This is a genomic window from Paraburkholderia dioscoreae (assembly GCF_902459535.1).
GTDB classification, from domain to species: Bacteria; Pseudomonadota; Gammaproteobacteria; order Burkholderiales; family Burkholderiaceae; genus Paraburkholderia; species Paraburkholderia dioscoreae.
Map to the genome: position 1 here is coordinate 2508167 of NZ_LR699553.1, position 14502 is coordinate 2522668.

A 14502-nucleotide genomic window follows, 5' to 3' on the forward strand; every position below is an offset into this window, starting at 1 on the left:
TACACCCGGGCAGATAGTGCGTGTCACACTGAATGTATGTGCCGCCCTGCTTCCGTAGTGTTTACCCGCAACGAATCGGACGTTGCCGCATTCTCCGGTGCACTCGCGGAGGAAACGCCGGCAGAGTCGCGTGGTGGCAGCGGATTCGGATCGGCTTCAGCCGGACTGAAGGACTCCAGCGCGCCGTCGTAACGCTTGGGCAGCGGCCGCGCGTAGTCACCGCGCTTGGCCGTCGAAAGACGCAGCGTGACCAGCGCCTCGGTCCATTTCACCGCCGCGGTCACACCCTCGATCACCGGCGCGCCGAGCGCGTCTTCGATTTCCGCGCACAGTTCGGCCATACCCGCGCAGCCGAGCACGATCGCGTCCGAACCGTCCTCGTCGAGCGCGCGCCGGCATTCGTCGAGAATGATGCGACGCGCCGCCGAGCCTGGCTTGTCGAGGTCGAGTACGGCGACGTCGGTGGCGCGCACGTTACGGCAAAACCGCTTCATGCCGTAGCGCTCGGCGAGGTGCCACGCCATGCCGCATGTGCGCGCCAGCGTGGTCACCACCGAGAAGCCCGGCGCGAGCACGCTGGCCGCGTGCATCGCCGCCTCGGCGATGCCGATCACGGGGCCCCGCGCCAACTCACGCGCCGCATAGAGACCGGGATCGCCGAAGCAGGCGATCACGTAGCCATCGCAGCCTTCGCGCTCGCCGGCGGCGACCTCGGCGAGCAAACCCGGCGTCGCGAGTGCTTCGTCGTAATAGCCCTCGATCGACGGCGGTCCCATTGTCGGATTCACGGCGATGACTTCGGTGCCCGGCGCGGCCACTTCACGCGCGCAGCGGCCCATCGCCTCCGTCATGCGTTGGGTGGTATTCGGGTTGATCAGTTTGATGCGCATATCGACTCCTGTTGCATCTGCAAAATTCAGCATGCGATTCAGCGTGCAATCACACGATAGAACAGCGCGGCGAGCCCGGCGCCGATGAACCACGAGAAGTTCGCCATACCGTCGAGCGAGGGCACCATCACGCAGATCACCGCGATCACGGCTGCCGGCAGCAGCGCGGCCACGGCCCGATAGTTCACGCCGTTGCGATACCAGTACGAGCCGGTGGGCGCGACCGTGTACAGATCGTCGAGAACGATTTTCCGACGCTTCACGAGGTAGTAATCGACGATCAGTACACCGTACAAAGGTCCGATGAAGCTGCCGAGAACGTCCAGCGTGTAGTGAATCACGGCCGGGTTGTTGAACAGATTCCACGGCGTGATGAAGATCGACGCCACCGCCGCGAGCATACCGCCCGCGCGCCAGCTGATCAGGCGCGGCGCGACATTGGAAAAGTCGAACGCCGGCGAGACGAAATTGGCGACGATGTTGATGCCGATCGTCGCGATCGTGAAGGTCAGCGCGCCGAGAATCACCGCGGTCGGGTAGTCGATACGGCCCACGGTTTCGACCGGGTCCGTGATCAGCTCGCCGAACACCGGCAGCGTGGCCGCGGTCGTGATCACCGTCACCAGCGAGAAGGCCAGAAAGTTGACCGGCAGCCCCCAGAAGTTGCCACGCTGCACGCTGCGAAAGCTCTTGCCGTAGCGCGAAAAGTCGCCGAAGTTCAGCATGGGTCCGGAGAAGTACGACACCACCAGCGAAGTCGCCGTGATCATCACCGGCACGACCTGCATGCCGTGATATTTGACACCGCCCAGATTGATGCCGATGTTGCGCCACCCTGCGCGATACACCATGTAGCCCGCGAGAATGAACATCACCACATAGACGGCCGGCCCGGCAAAGTCGATGAACTTCTTGATGGTCTCCATGCCGTGCCAGAACACCAGTGCCTGCAAGACCCACAGCAGCATGAAACCGGCCCAGCCGAGCGTGGACAGTCCCATGAAGCCGTGGTGATGAACATCGGCATACGGCAGCAACTGCGGAACGAACTTCAGCACCACGATCACCAGCGCGCTCGACGCCAGATAGGTCTGAATGCCATACCACGCAACCGCGATCAGGCCGCGAATCACCGCGGGAATATTCGCGCCGAGCACGCCGAAAGTCGCGCGGCATGCGACCGGATAAGGTACGCCGTTCGCCTGGCTGGGCTTCGCGATCAGGTTGCACAAGAGGTTCACGATCGTGATGCCGACCAGCAGCGCGATCAGCACCTGCCAGCTCGTCAAGCCGAGCGCGAACAGACTGCCCGCGAACACATAGCCGCCGACGCTGTGCACGTCCGACATCCAGAACGCGAAGATGTTGTAGGCGCCCCAGGTTTGATGGCGCAACGGCGCGAGGTCTTCGTTATAGAGCCGCTCGCTGTAGCCTGCCGGCATCGACGGATCGCCGGGCGCGCCGCCGTCGGTGTAAGCGGGAATTGCGGGACTGCCGGGCGCTGCACTGAACTGAGCCATGATTCCTCCTTGGGATAGGGACCATCGATAGCGAATCGAAGGACGTTGCATCGGCCATGCCAGTCGCGCGCTCTGTCCGCTCGGAACAAAGGGCATGCGAGCCGCTGGTTGGCCGTGCCGCGGATATCTCCGTACTGAAGTACTTGTGGTTATCGCACCGCCGGCAGCCGCGGACCGCCGGCGATGCGTTGCTGCTACTTCAGGTCCGCCTCCCGGCGGCGGACACGCGTGCGCAAGCCGGCAGCGCTCACGCCGAGCCGCCTTGCAACGCCTTGATTCGTTCAGTTCAATTCAGTGCGGCGCGCACCACTAAAGCGCGCACGCCGGCCGCCTGCCTCAGCCTGGAGCGGACTTTGTCGTGGGTAAATCTCCAGGCGCACCGTTGAGTGCGCCGAATACTTCACGCAGATCGGCCGCGCCGCGCGCGGGGCGGTCCAGCATCTTCAACTCGACGCTTTGCAGATGGAGCGACATCAGTGCCGCCGCCTCTTTCGCATCGCCGGCGTCGAGCGCGGCGAGAATGGCTTCGTGGTCCTCGAACGAGCATGGGCTGCGTCCGAGCGACTCGTACAGCGCGGAAATCAGCGTGGAGCGCGCCACCAGCCCGTTCAGGCAGTCGCACAACACGGTGTTGCCGGTGAGCCCCGCCAACTCGGTGTGAAACTCGCCCGACAGGCGAATCCACGCCGGAAAATCACGCGTTTCGAACGCTTTACGTTCCCGGCCGATCATGCTGCCAATGCTCTTCAAACGCCGCACGCCGTGACCGCTGCAAATCTTTTCCACCACCGCCAGTTCGATGATGCGGCGCATCTCGAATACTTCATGCACTTCCTGCAACGACGGGCTCGCCACGAACGCTCCGCGATTCGGTTCGAGATCGACGAGGTGGTCGGTGGCCAGTTGCGCTAACGCCTGCCGGATCGGGCCGCGCTTCACGCCGAATACTTCGCATAACTGCGCTTCTGTCAGCTTGGCGCCCGGCGCGAGCCGATGCTCGAGGATCGCCGCGCGGATGCGCTCGGCGATCGCTTCGGGTTTCGAACTATTGGCGGCGGCGGACTCTGTGTCGGACATGATGTTCGTCTCGGTATGTTGGTCATCATAGGATGGACATAAACATTGTCAACAATTTTTGATTTAAATTTCGACAATTTCTACGGTGAAGGTGGACGGACTGGCTGTTGGACTTGGCTTGGCAGCCCGTCCTGTCTATGTATAGGTTTATTAGGCGGGAACGGCACCGTCTGTTGAGAGCAGATTTTGTCAACAAAATCGCTGAACCTTCACGGAGCATCCTGTTGGTAGCAGCTTTTAAAACATGACCGTTAGTTGCGATATTGAATTGAAAGAAAACGGGCGACTGCCCGCTTCCCTTCTCCGCCGGTTCAGGCGAGGTATGGATAGTCCGACAAGCTCAGTCTGAATCCATGCGCGTCGGCAACCAGATGCGCGTTCGCGCCAACCGGCAGCGTCAGCATGTTGCGAACATGCCCGAATTGCAGGCCGGTGACGATCGGAATGCCGATCACCGACCTCGCCTGCTCGATCACTGCATGCAGATCGTAGCCATTGTCGTAGTCGTACGCTTTGGCGCCGGAGAAGTCGCCCAGCACGAGCGCCTGCTGCTGCGCGAGGATGCCGGACAGGTGCAGTTGATAAATCATCCGCTCGACCCGGAACGGTTGTTCGTTGACGTCCTCGATGAACAGGATGCCGCCCTTCACCGGCGGCATATACGGCGTGCCGATCAGCGACACCAGCACCGCCAGATTGCCCCCCCACAACATGCCTGAGACGTCCACCGGCTGCGCCTGCGGCGTGTTGCTCGAGACCGTCATGGTCGGCTTCGTCAACGCGGACCAGAAGTGCTGCATGGTGAATTCGCTGAGTTCCTCCGCGCCGAAGTCGCTCATCACCATCGGACCGCCGAAGGTCTTCACGCCGGCGCGCGCCAGCAACGCAAGCTGGATCGCGGTGAAATCGCTGTGCCCCACCAGAGCGACAGGCTGATCGGTCAGCCGCCGTTGCAGCCCGTCATAGTCGAGCCCGTGCAGAATGCGCACCGCGCCGTAGCCGCCGCGCACGGCCAGTACGATGTCCGGCAACTCGCGCGACGGGTCGGCGAGCCGGTTCAGATCGGCTGCGCGCTGACCGTCCGTGCCTGCGAAACGCTGGTAGCGGCGCTTCGCCGCTTCCGCGCCCTCGACACGATGTCCCTGCGCATGCAAACGTTGCAGCGCGCGATGCAGCACCTCCGGATCATGCGGATACCCGGACGGAGCGATCAGTTCGATGGTGCGATGGACGGCCATGAGCAAGACCTTATTGGACGTTGTTGTTTCAGGGCGCTTTCGCCGGGCCCGCTTCGCCACTCGCGTCGGCGCGTGCCGACGCGCGCGCTTCGCGGCTTGCGCGCCGCCGTTCGGCAAAGAACGATTTGAGCGCCGCGCCGCATTCGCTTTCGAGCACGCCGCCGGTCACCGAGGTGTGATGATTCAACTGCGGATTCGCGAACGCATCGACGACACTGCCGCACGCGCCGGTTTTCGGATCGCGCGCCCCGAATACGACACGGGCGATGCGCGCGTGCATGATCGCGCCGGCGCACATCAGGCACGGCTCAAGCGTCACGTAAAGTTCGCAGCCCGGCAGACGGTAGTTTTCGACAGCCTGCGCCGCGGCGCGCAACGCGACCATTTCCGCATGCGCAGACGGGTCGTGCGCACCGATTGGGTGATTGAAACCTTTGGCGATGACTTCGTCGCCTCGCACGAGCACTGCGCCGACGGGCACCTCGCCGACGGCGCGCGCCTCTTCGGCGGCAGCTTGTGCGAGCGCCATGAAACGGCGATCGCGCTCTGAGACCGCGGATAATGCGGGCGAATCGCCAAGCATGGACTCTGCCGCCTTCTCCATGATGGCGGCGGTGCCTGAATCCATCGCGATCGGTTCGGCGACACCATTCGCCGAGGCTGGAGAACTCATGGCATCCGGCGCTTCGTGAGATTTGAAAGCATCTGAATCCGGCACCGCGGAATGGGCGAGCGGCTCGCTCACTGCGAACCCGCCTCTGCCGCACCGAGACTGCCGACGCGCTCAGACAGCCGTTCAGCAATCCGCCGACGGTATTCGCGCGGCAGAACCAGCGGGCCACCGCGCAATGATTCAAGCGCCATATCGAGCGCCAGCATGCGCGCCTGAAGCCGGCAGCGGGTAGCCCGGTCGCTCACGGCATTCAGCTCCGCCTGCAGGTCGCGCAACGCGCGCAACTGCTCGACAGCGGGCGGCACGAAACCCGCGTTCTTCAAAATCCGGTTGGCGACACGCACTTCTTCTGGGACCAGCACATCGTCTCCCAGGGATAGCGGCGCGCCCGCGCCCGGTAACTGGTCGAACTCGCTGCGTGCGGCTGCGGCGGCAATACGCTGTTCGACTAACGCATCAAGCAATTTCATCTGCGATCCACTACGTTGCGGCCCAAGCATTCTATCAGGCAGCGCACGATCGTTCCGGCTCTCCAACCGACGAAACCTCCTGCGGTACGCGGCTCCGGGCCGTCGCATCTCAACAGGTCAACATTGGGTCAACATTGCCCGGGTGCCGCCGCGCGCTATGAGCCGTGATCCGCCAAAGGCCATCGCGCCAGCAGGACATGCCGCGTACGCCCGAGCAGACTGTGCACCAGCGCGAACTCGCGCACATTCCAGCATACCGGCTCAACAGGGCGTGCGGCGGCCCACGGCATGCCATATGCCAGCGTGACGTGCGGCGTATAGTCCACTGCGACCGGCGCGGCATGCTCTCCGAAATCCGCGTTTTGCAACTCGCGGCACAAAGCGTCGTGCAGCTTATGCAAACCAACCACACCCTCGCCGCCAGTCAGCACCAATGGTCCCGGTCGAGGCTTCGAGGCAAAGCTCACCACCGTGTCGAATTCGACGCTGAACGGCTCCATCCTGATCGACGCGGCAGCTTTCATCGCCGCGTCGACTCGCGCCTGCGGCAAACCTCCCGCGAAATTGCCGAGGTGCTGCAAGGTGACGTGCAAACGGGCCGCCGCGAGCGGCTTGCTGCGCGCGCGCGTCTCGGCGCAAAGCCGTTGCGCCAGCTTCGAGATGCCGGCCGCTGTGTTGGCGTCCGGAAAGACGGCAAAAAACAGGCCGTCTGTCGGCGTTGGCGGTGCCTCGAGTCCCGGCAACCAAAGTTGTTCAGGCATGCGGTTCCTGACCAGATAAAGCCGGCATGTAAATGAATCTCCGTTCATTGCGCGGGCTTGCCTGAGCGCCTGATCGATTCAAACCACCCCACTATGTGAAGTTGCGCGATCGCCTTGCTATGACAAGCCCGGGACTAGCAAGGTGGATGCGGGCCGCCGGCAAACACGCCGTTGCCGCAGGTAAACGCCGTTGCCTCAAGCAAACACGCCGTTATTCGGCGTGCACTCGTTCCCGTTATAGCGCTGGCGCCTCTCACTCAAAAACCGCTCGTAGCGACCAGCCCGTGCTCAATACTGTACATTCATACAGTATGAACAGCAACGGGAACTGGCGAAAAAGCTGGAAGAAAAGCCGGAAGTATCAGCCGCGGGCAAAGTGCTGCCGCACGCAGGAGCGAACGCGTTCCATATGTTGCGCTGCCACGTCCGTCGGCAGTTCAGGCGCGATCTCGTCGAAATGCAGGTGCTCGATCAACTCGAAACCTGTGGAACGGAGCACATGCGTATCCTGCAGAACCTGCACGGCGTTCCAGTTTCCGCTCTTCACGAGGACCGGCAGCGGCGCCCCCGAGCAGGTGATCAGCACAGCCTTCTTTCCGCCCAGCAGTCCGCGCACCGCGCCATGACTGGACTCATAGGCAAAGCCGCGGGCGAAAACCCGGTCGATATAGCCCTTCATCATGGCCGGCATCGACATCCACCAGAGCGGATAAATCACAGCGAGGACGTCGGCGGCGCGAATCTCATCCTGAGCCTTGGCCACATCGGCACAGACAGGGTGTTTGTCGTTGGCTGGCGATAACTCCTGCGCGTTGAGCGCCGGGTTGAATCCCATACGATAGAGGTCGTAGGTACGCTGGGTATGTCCGAGCTTTTCGAGTTCATCGGTATAGGCACGCGTCAGTCCCATCGTGAAGCTGTTTTCGACGGGGTGAGCTACTACGGCAAGATGTTTCATCTCTTCCTCCCAGACAGATGAACGGCGACGCGCCCGGCTGAAGGTTCGCTATGGCATACGCGATTTGAGCCGGATCGTTTCGCCGTCGACCGTGAATACACCGTATCCACGGTGGTGGATGGTCTTCGGATTACGCTGCCGCGGATCTCGCCATGCTTTCAGCACCTCCACCACGAACAGGTTGTACCGGTTCACCAGCCGCGTATCGACCACCTTGCATTCAAGGTTCGCGAAGCACTGCGCCACAAGTGGCGCAGCCACGCATTCGGCCGGCAGCGGCGTCAAACCGGAAGCGTCGAATTTATCGACGATCTCGCGCCCGCTGCCATTGCCGATTTCGACCACGGTCGAGGCCAGTTCCACGGCCGGGATGGCGATGACGCACTCCCGCGTTGCGCGCAACGCGGCGAAACTGTAGTCGGCCTGGCTCACCACGCACGCCACGAGTGGCGGCACGAATTCGACCATCATGTGCCACGACATCGTCATGACATTGGCACGGTCCTTATGGCGCGTCGTGAGCAGTACGACCGGCCCCGGTTCGAGCAGTTGGTAGACCTCCGCGAGCGGTACTTCTTTCATTGTCCGCCGCGCCGGACCGTCGCCCGTTTCAGCACGGCCCGCCTCTGCGGCGTGCGCCCGAACATGGCAATCGTGACAAGCGTAGAGACGGCCAGAAATCCCATCATCATGATCTGCGACTGCATGGATATTCTCCTCGTGAGTTAGAACGCCCCAAGGCCCGATGTTCGGGGTCCAGCAGGAAATGTAGGCGTCTTGACTATTGCCACGTTGACTCACGTCAAGAACGGAATGCGCCGACCACGAAGATGGCAGTGCCGCGCGCGGCGAGTGCGAGCGTACGGCCAGGTGAAACCGCATTGACGTTGGCATGGGCACTGGTGGCGCCGGGAGCACGAGCCGAAGATTACGAAATGCCTCACCGCAACTCACCGTTACGGGATCGAGCCGGCGAATGCGGCCTCGCGCGATCGTAATGATTCCGTCAGACAGCGGATCAGCCGCGACCTGGCCCCTATGGAGTTTCAACTTGACCTGAGTCAATTGGCCGGACGGGTAGCGGCTCTATCTTCAGCAAACGCAACATAGATAGTCTCGCGATCTCCGGCTTCGCCTTCTCCATCCGGATGCAGTTCAAACGAACGAAAAATATGGACCTATCGAAACACCGCACGCAGGCGCTGCTCGTGCTGGTCGCCGTCGCGGCAGCCGGCATTGTGGCGTGGCGCTGGCCGGTGCTGTTCGGCTCCCATGCCGATACGACTCATATCGTGGTGTCCGGCAACATCGAGGCCCACGAAAGTGTCCTGAGCGTCACTCAGGTGCAGGCACCCATTGTTTATCTGCCTTTCGACGAAGGCGCTTATGTCCAACGCGGCACTGTGCTCGCGCGCGTCGACGATCGCCTGTATCGCCAGCAAACGGAAATCGACCGTACCAACCTGCAGGTGGCCACGGCGCAGATCAGCGCCAATGAAAGCACCCTGGCTGCGGCACGCAACAACGTCGTCAGCGATCAGTTCGATCTCAGCGAAAAGCAGCTCGACCTGGGACGTGCGGAAAACCTGGTGAAAGGCAACGCCATTCCGCGCCAGACGCGCGACCTCGCCTTCACCGCCGAACGGCAATCCGCCGCGACGCTGGCGCACGACAAGGCGCTGGTGGAAGTCGCGAGCAACAACATCGTGCTCGCGCGCGCAAACCAGGCTGCGGCGGATGCGAAGCTCAAGCTCGACGAAGTCATGCTCTCCTACACGGTGCTGCGCGCACCATTCGACGGCGTGATCGCAGTACGCGAGGCGGAGCTCGGGCAACTCGCGGGATCGGGCGTCGCCATCTTCACGCTCGATGAACTCGATCACGTCTGGTTGCGCGCATATGTGAACGAGCCCGATATCGGCAAGGTTCGTCTCAACGAGCCCGTCACCGTGACGACCGATACCTACGCCGGCAAGACTTACCACGGACGCATCAGCTTCATTTCCCCGCAGGCTGAATTCACGCCCAAAACCGTCGAGACGCACGCCGAGCGCGTGACGCTTGTCTATCGCGTTCGCATCGATATCGACAACCCCACGCACGAACTGTTGCCGGGTATGCCGGCCGATGCGACGATCGCCTTGCTGGCGCCCGGCAAATGAGCACCGGCGCGGCAACGACCGCGATCCATGCACGCGACCTGGTCCGCAGTTTCGGAACCGTGCAGGCGGTGCGCGGTGTCAGCCTCGATATCGAGCGCGGAGAAATCTTCGGTCTGGTCGGGCCGGACGGCGCAGGCAAGACCACCATCATGCGCATGCTGGCGGGCGTGCTGCGACCGGACGCCGGTGAGATCTCGCTGGAAAACATCGACGTGATAGCGAAGCCGGAACTCGCAAAAGCGGCACTCAGTTATATGCCCCAGCGTTTCGGCCTGTACGAGGATCTGACGGTCGCCGAGAACATTTTTTTCTATGGCGAACTGTTCGGGGTGTCGCGCAAAGCCAACCGAACCCGCAGCGGCGAACTTCTCGAAGCCGCCGGGCTCGTGCCGTTCCGGGATCGTCTCGCCGGGCAACTGTCGGGCGGCATGAAGCAGAAACTCGGCCTGGTTTGCGCGTTGATTCACACACCGCGCGTGCTGCTGCTGGATGAACCGACTACCGGCGTGGACCCGGTGTCGCGGCGCGATTTCTGGGCGATTCTGTACAACCTTCGCGAGAGCGGCGTCACTATCGTGCTGTCCACGGCGTATATGGACGAAGCCGAACGCTGCTCGCGGCTCGCGTTGCTGCACACCGGCCAAATTCGCCAGTGCGATACGCCGGCACGACTGAAGCAGGCCATGCCGGGCGCCCTGTTCGCAGTCGTCGCCGCAGACCCGCGCGCGGTACACGACGCGCTCGTGGATGCACCCGGCGTGCTCAGCGCATTGCTGATGGGCGACCGTGTGCACGTGCGCGTCGACGACGCAGCGCGCCGTCTGCCGGAGTTGCAGGCACGGCTTGCCGCGCGCTCCATTGCGAACGCAACCATGACGTCGATCGAGCCGGGCATCGAAGATGTTTTCGTCGCGCTCGTCGGGTCGGGAAGCACAACATGAGCGCCGCGGCTCCTGTAGTGGAGGCAATCGGCCTGACCAAACGATTTGGCGCGTTTACCGCGGTCGACGGGCTCAACCTGTCCATCGCCAGGGGCGAAGTCGTCGGCTTCATCGGGCCGAACGGCGCGGGTAAGTCGACCACCATCCGCATGCTATGCGGGCTGCTTTCGCCCAGCGCCGGGCCGGCGTCCGTAGCCGGCTTCGACGTCGGCACCCAGGCCGAAGCGCTACGTTCGCACATTGGCTACATGTCGCAGAAGTTCTCGCTGTACGGCGACCTGACCTGCCGCGAAAACCTGCGTTTTTTTTGCGGCATCTACCGGGTTCCCCGACGCGAAATCGCCGAGCGTATCCAGCTGGCCATTTCGACCGCGGGACTCGAAGGACGTGAAGATACGCTGGTGCGCACGCTCGCGGGCGGCTGGAAGCAACGGCTCGCACTCGGCTGTGCGAATCTGCACCGCCCGCCCGTGCTGTTTCTCGACGAACCGACCTCGGGTGTCGAGCCCGAGGCGCGCCGCCGGTTCTGGGATCTGATTCACGGCCTCGCCGCGGGCGGCGTGACGGTACTGGTGTCCACGCATTACATGGACGAGGCGGAATACTGCCACCGCATCGCGCTGATCGATGCGGGCCATCTGGTGGCAATCGGCAGCCCCAGTGAGCTGCGCGAACACAATCTCGGGGGCAACCTGTTCGAGGTGGTGTGCACGCCGCTGGGCGCGGCCCTCGCCGCGCTGCGCGAAGCGCCCGAGGTGATCGACGCCGCGATCTTCGGCGACAGGCTGCACGTGCTGCTGCATCTGGGTGCGGCTGAAACCGTACTTCAGTCATTTCTTGCAGCCCGGCATATCGAGGTGAAGACCGTGCGCGCCATCCGCGCCAGTCTCGAGGATGTGTTCGTCCAGCTAGTTACCCGTGCGGACAAGGGAGTGCACTCGACATGAGCCTGCGGCGGCTGCTGGCAATGGCATTCAAGGAAACGCTGCAGATCTGGCGCGATCCGCGCAGTCTCGCCATCGCGCTGCTGATGCCGCTGCTGCAGATGGTGCTGCTCGGCTATGGCGTCAGCCTCGACATCCGGCGAGTGCCGCTGTGCATCAACGACGAGGAGCACAGCCAGCTCAGCCGTGAACTGGTGCAGGACTTCGTGTCGTCACACTGGTTTTCCGCGGTTCGGAACGTGGACAACGAGCGTGCGCTGCGCGATGCGATGGATCGCGGCACGTGTGCCGGCGTCGTCACCATTCCGGTCAATTTTTCGCGTGTCTTCACCACGACGGGTACGGCCTCGGTGCAAACCGTGTTCGATGCGACCGACGCCAATACGACCAACATTGCGATCGGGTACGCGCAGAACGTCGTCGCGCGCATCACGGCCGAGTTCCAGACGCGCTGGCAGCAGTCCCACGGCATACCGGCGCAGACCGTGGGAGCGGTCGATCTCGAACCGCGTGTCTGGTTCAACGAGACGCTCGACAGCCGCAATTTCATCATTCCGGGTGTCGTCGCGGTCATTCTCGCGCTGGTCGGCGCGCAACTCACGTCGCTGACCATCTCGCGCGAGTGGGAGCGCGGCACGATGGAGCAGCTCATTTCCACGCCGGTCACCGCGCTCGAAGTGATGCTCGGCAAGCTGCTTCCGTACTTCGTGATCGGACTCGTCAATGCGGCATTCTGTCTGCTCAGTACGGTGTACTGGTTTCACGTGCCATTGCGCGGCAGCGTCGGCACGCTGATCGCCACGACCGCGCTGTTTACGCTCGTCGTGCTCGGCATCGGCTATCTGGTGTCGGTGCATATCCGCAGCCAGCTCGGCGCGAGCCAGGTGGCACTGCTGCTGACCATGCTGCCGACCAGCATGCTTTCGGGCTACACGTTCGCCATCGACCAGATGCCCGAGCCGATTCAGGTCGCCACGCTGCTGGTCTACGCTCGCTACTACATCACGATCCTGCGGGCGGTGTTCCTGAAAGGCAGCACCATTCCCGATCTCGCCATGCCGATTCTCGCTCTAGCTGTGTATGCGCTGGCCATTATCTGGATCGCCTCCCGGGCGTTCCGCAAACATCTGGACTAGCACATCATGTTCGACCGTCTGCAGGTCATGTTGATGAAGGAGTTCCTCGAACTCAAGCGCGACCCGTGGGCGATATTCCGGCTGGTCGTGCCGCTCCTGCTGCAGGTGATCATCTACGGCTACGCCGCGACTTTCACCGTCAACCACGTGAGCCTCGCCGTACTCGATCTGGACCATAGCCAGGCGAGCCGCAACCTCGTCTCGCATTTCACCGCGACGGGCAAGTTCGACGTTGTCGATAACGCCACGACGGCGGGCGATATCACGCACGACATCGATAGCGACAAGGCGACGATGGCGCTCGTCATTCATGCGGGATTCGCGCAGTATCTCGGCAACGGCCAGACCGCGCCGCTGCAGGTCGTCGTGGACGGCACCAACTCCAACACGGCGCTGATCGCGCTCGGCTACGTCAGCCAGATCGTCGCGCAATTCCAGAAGGACCAGATGGCCGACCAGTGGTCCACTTTCACGGGTTCCTCGCCGCCCGCCGTTGACGTTACGCTGCGTGAGCGCCCCTGGTACAACGATGCTATCGACGACCGCTGGTTCTTCATTCCAGGCGTGGTCGGCACGCTTACGCTGATGCAGGTGGTCAGCCTCACCGCGTTTGCCGTGGTTCGCGAACGCGAGATCGGCACGCTGGAGCAGATCATGGTCAGCCCGATCAAGCCGGTCGAATTCATTCTCGGCAAGACCGTGCCGTTCTTCCTGATCGGCCTCGGCGACGTTGCTCTCGTGACCGCGGTCGGCATAGGGTGGTTTCGCGTTCCGTTCGTCGGCAATCCGTTCGTCATGCTGGTCGGTGCGTCGCTTTTTCTGCTCGCCGCACTCGGCCTGGGTTTGCTGCTGTCCACCTTCTCGCGCACGCAGCAACAGGCGTTCGCGCTCAATTTCTTTCTGATCAATCCGCTCTTCATTCTGTCGGGCTTTGCGTTCCCTATCGCCGCGATGCCCAAAGTGTTGCAGTGGATTACGCTTATCAACCCGTTGCGCTACTTTCTGGTCGTACTGCGCTCGGTATTCCTGAAGGGCACCGGCTTTGCGGTGCTATGGCCGCAACTCGCGGCAATGGCGGCGCTCGGCGGGATCATGCTGACGCTGAGCGTCCTGCGTTTTCGCAAATCGCTCGACTGATTCGCAGCTTCTCCCCGATGGTTCCGGTTGTGCACGGCGTGGTGGACGATTCAATGCTTCAGTACGCTTCAGTACGTCAACGCTCCTGCAAGCAAGTCCGGATCCACGCCCGGACAAACAGACGATTCCCCGAGATTGCAAGTGAGAACGTCTCTTTCAGCCTGCATGGCGAATCTGATGTCGGGACATCTTTCGTAAGCGATAAATACGGAGCAGACAAGAGCCGAGAATACGACCACCGAAAACGCAAGCTTTTCCAGAATTCGAGGATGATGCGGCATACCCATGCTCCTGATTTGCAGTCGCCCAATACTGCCTTTGAAAGCGACGTGGGCACGATCCAGCGAATCGCTCTCGCGTGGCCGACGGATTGCAACGCTGATGTGTGCAGACAACACGCGCCGCCTGATACGCAGTGCTCGACGCGCGTTCCGTATAAGACCATACGCGGACTTTTGCCAGCCCAATTGACGTGCCGCAACGAACCCGGAACGTTGAAAAACCGCCACACCCGACAGACAAATCCAACATGAGATCGGCTATTTATCGACCTCGCTGCGTTGTAGCCCCGAGTTTCTTGACATTGCTCAAGCGT

At 62.4% G+C, this 14502-nt stretch carries 15 protein-coding genes; 5 read left to right on the plus strand and 10 right to left on the minus strand.

The genetic code is table 11. The features are described from left to right. Positions 1-23: 23 nt before the first annotated feature. The 10 genes from PDMSB3_RS11130 to PDMSB3_RS38185 form a co-directional block, all read right to left on the minus strand. Positions 24-890, minus strand: a complete 867-nt coding sequence (locus tag PDMSB3_RS11130; protein ID WP_007181586.1) for an aspartate/glutamate racemase family protein — start codon at positions 888-890, stop codon at positions 24-26. 38 nt (positions 891-928) lie between these two features. Next, a complete protein-coding gene (locus PDMSB3_RS11135; RefSeq protein ID WP_165186159.1) occupies positions 929-2410 on the minus strand; it encodes an NCS1 family nucleobase:cation symporter-1 in 1482 nt (493 codons plus the stop codon). A 336-nt stretch (positions 2411-2746) separates the two neighbouring features. Beyond that, entirely contained in the window at positions 2747-3487 is a 741-nt protein-coding gene (locus tag PDMSB3_RS11140; RefSeq protein WP_165186161.1) for a GntR family transcriptional regulator, read from the minus strand. A gap of 311 nt (positions 3488-3798) precedes the next feature. Further along, the gene (gene ldcA / locus PDMSB3_RS11145) at positions 3799-4725 is read right to left on the minus strand and encodes a muramoyltetrapeptide carboxypeptidase (protein WP_007181584.1); all 927 of its coding nucleotides are present in this window, start codon (positions 4723-4725) and stop codon (positions 3799-3801) included. A 28-nt stretch (positions 4726-4753) separates the two neighbouring features. Next, complete coding sequence (gene tadA, locus PDMSB3_RS11150; RefSeq protein ID WP_407670562.1) at positions 4754-5329, minus strand: tRNA adenosine(34) deaminase TadA; 576 nt, start codon at positions 5327-5329, stop codon at positions 4754-4756. A 137-nt stretch (positions 5330-5466) separates the two neighbouring features. Then, positions 5467-5868, minus strand: a complete 402-nt coding sequence (locus PDMSB3_RS11155; RefSeq protein ID WP_007181582.1) for a DnaJ family domain-containing protein — start codon at positions 5866-5868, stop codon at positions 5467-5469. Positions 5869-6023: 155 nt separating this feature from the next. Further along, positions 6024-6629 carry a 2'-5' RNA ligase family protein gene (locus PDMSB3_RS11160; RefSeq protein ID WP_007181581.1) on the minus strand — a complete coding sequence of 202 codons (606 nt, stop codon included), beginning with the start codon at positions 6627-6629 and terminating at the stop codon, positions 6024-6026. 361 nt (positions 6630-6990) lie between these two features. After that, on the minus strand, positions 6991-7587 hold the full coding sequence (locus PDMSB3_RS11165; RefSeq protein ID WP_007181580.1) for an NAD(P)H-dependent oxidoreductase: 597 nt from the start codon (positions 7585-7587) through the stop codon (positions 6991-6993). Between the two features lie 48 nt (positions 7588-7635). Beyond that, the gene (locus tag PDMSB3_RS11170; RefSeq protein ID WP_007181579.1) at positions 7636-8169 is read right to left on the minus strand and encodes a flavin reductase family protein; all 534 of its coding nucleotides are present in this window, start codon (positions 8167-8169) and stop codon (positions 7636-7638) included. Continuing rightward, entirely contained in the window at positions 8166-8294 is a 129-nt protein-coding gene (locus PDMSB3_RS38185) for a hypothetical protein (RefSeq protein ID WP_007181578.1), read from the minus strand. The genes PDMSB3_RS11170 and PDMSB3_RS38185 overlap by 4 nt, the downstream gene beginning before the upstream one ends. 465 nt (positions 8295-8759) lie before the next feature. Here PDMSB3_RS38185 and PDMSB3_RS11175 point away from each other — a divergent pair, with 465 nt between their 5' ends. Genes PDMSB3_RS11175 through PDMSB3_RS11195 form a run of 5 tightly spaced genes read left to right on the plus strand, consistent with a single transcriptional unit; the run spans position 8760 to position 13907 of the window. Beyond that, positions 8760-9749, plus strand: coding sequence for an HlyD family secretion protein (locus tag PDMSB3_RS11175; RefSeq protein WP_007181577.1), 990 nt, complete (start codon positions 8760-8762; stop codon positions 9747-9749). Then, positions 9746-10690 carry an ABC transporter ATP-binding protein gene (locus PDMSB3_RS11180; RefSeq protein WP_007181576.1) on the plus strand — a complete coding sequence of 315 codons (945 nt, stop codon included), beginning with the start codon at positions 9746-9748 and terminating at the stop codon, positions 10688-10690. Before PDMSB3_RS11175 ends, PDMSB3_RS11180 begins: the two co-directional genes overlap by 4 nt. Next, the gene (locus PDMSB3_RS11185) at positions 10687-11637 is read left to right on the plus strand and encodes an ABC transporter ATP-binding protein (RefSeq protein ID WP_165186167.1); all 951 of its coding nucleotides are present in this window, start codon (positions 10687-10689) and stop codon (positions 11635-11637) included. The genes PDMSB3_RS11180 and PDMSB3_RS11185 overlap by 4 nt, the downstream gene beginning before the upstream one ends. After that, positions 11634-12770 (plus strand): ABC transporter permease, encoded by a 1137-nt coding sequence (locus PDMSB3_RS11190; RefSeq protein ID WP_007181574.1) that lies wholly within the window; start codon positions 11634-11636, stop codon positions 12768-12770. Before PDMSB3_RS11185 ends, PDMSB3_RS11190 begins: the two co-directional genes overlap by 4 nt. A 6-nt stretch (positions 12771-12776) precedes the next feature. Beyond that, positions 12777-13907 carry an ABC transporter permease gene (locus PDMSB3_RS11195; RefSeq protein ID WP_007181573.1) on the plus strand — a complete coding sequence of 377 codons (1131 nt, stop codon included), beginning with the start codon at positions 12777-12779 and terminating at the stop codon, positions 13905-13907. Positions 13908-14502 lie beyond the last annotated feature (595 nt).

Coding starts and splice junctions, on each gene's coding strand:
- PDMSB3_RS11130 (WP_007181586.1), bottom strand. CDS start 890: ATGCGCATCAAACTGATCAACCCGAATACCACCCAACGCATGACGGAG.
- PDMSB3_RS11135 (WP_165186159.1), bottom strand. CDS start 2,410: ATGGCTCAGTTCAGTGCAGCGCCCGGCAGTCCCGCAATTCCCGCTTAC.
- PDMSB3_RS11140 (WP_165186161.1), bottom strand. CDS start 3,487: ATGTCCGACACAGAGTCCGCCGCCGCCAATAGTTCGAAACCCGAAGCG.
- ldcA (WP_007181584.1), bottom strand. CDS start 4,725: ATGGCCGTCCATCGCACCATCGAACTGATCGCTCCGTCCGGGTATCCG.
- tadA (WP_407670562.1), bottom strand. CDS start 5,329: ATGGAGAAGGCGGCAGAGTCCATGCTTGGCGATTCGCCCGCATTATCC.
- PDMSB3_RS11155 (WP_007181582.1), bottom strand. CDS start 5,868: ATGAAATTGCTTGATGCGTTAGTCGAACAGCGTATTGCCGCCGCAGCC.
- PDMSB3_RS11160 (WP_007181581.1), bottom strand. CDS start 6,629: ATGCCTGAACAACTTTGGTTGCCGGGACTCGAGGCACCGCCAACGCCG.
- PDMSB3_RS11165 (WP_007181580.1), bottom strand. CDS start 7,587: ATGAAACATCTTGCCGTAGTAGCTCACCCCGTCGAAAACAGCTTCACG.
- PDMSB3_RS11170 (WP_007181579.1), bottom strand. CDS start 8,169: ATGAAAGAAGTACCGCTCGCGGAGGTCTACCAACTGCTCGAACCGGGG.
- PDMSB3_RS38185 (WP_007181578.1), bottom strand. CDS start 8,294: ATGCAGTCGCAGATCATGATGATGGGATTTCTGGCCGTCTCTACGCTT.
- PDMSB3_RS11175 (WP_007181577.1), top strand. CDS start 8,760: ATGGACCTATCGAAACACCGCACGCAGGCGCTGCTCGTGCTGGTCGCC.
- PDMSB3_RS11180 (WP_007181576.1), top strand. CDS start 9,746: ATGAGCACCGGCGCGGCAACGACCGCGATCCATGCACGCGACCTGGTC.
- PDMSB3_RS11185 (WP_165186167.1), top strand. CDS start 10,687: ATGAGCGCCGCGGCTCCTGTAGTGGAGGCAATCGGCCTGACCAAACGA.
- PDMSB3_RS11190 (WP_007181574.1), top strand. CDS start 11,634: ATGAGCCTGCGGCGGCTGCTGGCAATGGCATTCAAGGAAACGCTGCAG.
- PDMSB3_RS11195 (WP_007181573.1), top strand. CDS start 12,777: ATGTTCGACCGTCTGCAGGTCATGTTGATGAAGGAGTTCCTCGAACTC.